At 73.4% G+C, this 2,271-nt stretch carries 3 protein-coding genes; 2 read left to right on the top strand and 1 reads right to left on the bottom strand.

Annotation, left to right across the window (positions count from 1 at the left end; all coding sequences use genetic code 11):
- The coding region (locus F9B16_RS47200) for an acyl-CoA dehydrogenase family protein (protein ID WP_264159870.1) at positions 1-366 on the top strand (366 nt) is incomplete at its 5' end.
- Positions 367-420: 54 nt separating this feature from the next.
- Here F9B16_RS47200 and F9B16_RS47195 read toward each other — a convergent pair.
- Positions 421-1,404 carry a sigma-70 family RNA polymerase sigma factor gene (locus F9B16_RS47195; RefSeq protein WP_225992588.1) on the bottom strand — a complete coding sequence of 328 codons (984 nt, stop codon included), beginning with the start codon at positions 1,402-1,404 and terminating at the stop codon, positions 421-423.
- Between the two features lie 50 nt (positions 1,405-1,454).
- Between F9B16_RS47195 and F9B16_RS53315 the strand changes: the two genes are divergently transcribed.
- Positions 1,455-2,271 (top strand): MFS transporter (locus F9B16_RS53315; protein ID WP_225992587.1); only part of this gene is annotated, 817 nt, incomplete at its 3' end.

The raw sequence follows: 2,271 nt of genomic DNA, 5'->3' as shown, positions 1-2,271 counted from the left end.
GTCAAGGAGCGCCGCCAGTTCGGCAAGCCGATCTCTGATTTCCAGGGTGTGCAGTTCATGCTGGCGGACATGGCGATGCGGCTGGAGGGCGCGCGGCAGTTGACCTATCACGCGGCGATCAAGTCCGAGCGGGCGATGCACGGCGAGAAGATCCCGGACCTGACCTTTGTTTCGTCGGCGTGCAAGGCGCTGGCCTCGGACGTGGCGATGGACGTCACCACCGACGCGGTCCAGTTGCTGGGCGGGTATGGGTACACGCGGGAGTTCCCGGTGGAGCGGATGATGCGCGACGCCAAGATCACCCAGATCTACGAGGGCACCAACCAGATCCAGCGTATGGTCATCGCCCGCCAGCTCCTCAAGTAGCCCCGGAACACCCTGCCCGCGCCCGCCACCCCCGCCCCGACCCCCGCCGGGGGGCTACAGGCGGCGGGGGAGGCCGAAGCGGTCGACCAGGGCGGGGGTGTGGAAGGCGGTCACGGCCGCGATGGCGGAGCCGCGGAGCGTGACGACCTGGATCGCGAAGGCCTCGCCGTTCAGGTACATCGCGAAGCCCGGCTGGCCGTTCGCCCGGACCGGGACGAGCCGGATCCGCTCCTTGCGGAGCCTGGCCTCCAGCAGCCGGAGGACGGCGTCGCGGCCCGCGAACCACGACGGGGTCGGCGGCATCTGCCAGACCGCGTCCTCGGTGAGCAGCCGGGCCAGCGCGGCGATGTCGGCGCGCTCGAAGGCGTCGGTGTACCGGTCGAGGAGGTCGCGGCGCTCCGGCTCGGAGGGCTCGGCGATCTCGTCGATCGCCGGGTCGAGCCGGTCCAGCCGGGCCCGGGCGCGCTGCAGCGTGCTGTGCACCGCGGTCGCGCTGATGCCGAGCGCCTCGCCGGTCTCCTCCGCCGACCAGGCCAGCACGTCCCGCAGGATCAGCACCGTCCGCTGCCGCGCGGGCAGGTGCTGCAGCGCCGCGATGAGGGCCAGCCGCAGCCCGGCCCGCCCCGCCACGATCGCCGCCGGGTCGGCCTGCTCGTCGGCGATCGGCTCCAGCCACGGGATCTCCGGGTCGTGCGGGACGATCGCGCCCGGGTCGGAGATGGGGCCGCCCAGCCCGGCCGGCAGCACCCTGCGGCCGCCGTTCCGCAGCGCGTTGAGGCAGGCGTTGGTGGCGATCCGGTAGAGCCACGTCCGCATCGACGCGCGGCCCTCGAAGTCGCCGTACGACCGCCAGGCCCGCAGGTACGTCTCCTGGACGAGGTCCTCGGCGTCCTGCACCGACCCCAGCATCCGGTAGCAGTGGGTCAGCAGTTCCCGCCGGAACGGCCCTGCCAGCCGGACGAACTCGTCGCTCGGTTGCTCGGTCATCGTCATGCCATGTTCCTCCCTTTCTTGTACAGACCCGCCGGCCCGCCGGATTCATCGGGTCGGGACCGGCCGATTCCGCCGCGCGGCGGGTCGGTACTGGCATGAACAGGAAATGGGTGCTGGGGCTCGCCTCCGCGGGCTCGGTGATGGTGGCGCTGGACGCCACCGTGGTGACGACGGCGCTGAGCCGGATCCGGCTGGATCTCGGCGCCTCCATGGAGCAGCTCGAATGGACGGTGAACGCCTACAGCCTGAGCTTCGCCGTCCTGCTGATGACCGGTGCCGTGCTGGGCGACCGGTTCGGGCGGCGGCGGCTCTTCACGGCGGGGCTGGGGCTGTTCACCGCCGCGTCGGCGGCGTGCGCGCTGGCCCCGGACGCGGGCTGGCTGATCGCGGCGCGCGTGGTGCAGGGGGCCGGCGCGGCCCTGGTGATGCCGCTGGCGATGGCGCTGCTCAGCGCCGCCTACCCGCCGCCTGACCGGCCGAAGGCGCTGGGGCTGTTCGCCGGGCTGACCGGGCTGGCGGTGGTCGGCGGCCCCGTGGTCGGCGGCGCCGTCACCCAGGGGCTGGCCTGGGAGTGGATCTTCTGGCTGAACGTGCCGATCGGGCTGGCCGTCATCCCGCTGGTGCTGCGCCGCGTCCCGGAGAGCCGCGGCGGCGGTGACGGCGTGGACGCCGGCGGGCTGCTGCTGGTGACCGGTTCCGCGCTCGGCCTGGTGTGGGGGCTGATCCGTTCGGACGCCGCCGGATGGGGGAGCGCCGAGGTCGCGGGCACGCTGGCCGCGGGCGCGGTCTGCGGCGTCGCCTTCGTGGCCTGGGAGCGGGTCGCGGCGCGGCCGATGGTGCCTCTGGGGCTGTTCCGGCTGCGCGGTTTCGCGGCGGGGAACGCCGCCGGGTTGTTCATGTACGCCTCGCTGT

Origin of the sequence: Actinomadura montaniterrae (assembly GCF_008923365.1) — a bacterium.
Taxonomy (GTDB): domain Bacteria; phylum Actinomycetota; class Actinomycetes; order Streptosporangiales; family Streptosporangiaceae; genus Spirillospora; species Spirillospora montaniterrae.
Note: the sequence above shows the minus strand (reverse complement) of the source record. Positions and strands in the feature narration are given on the sequence as shown.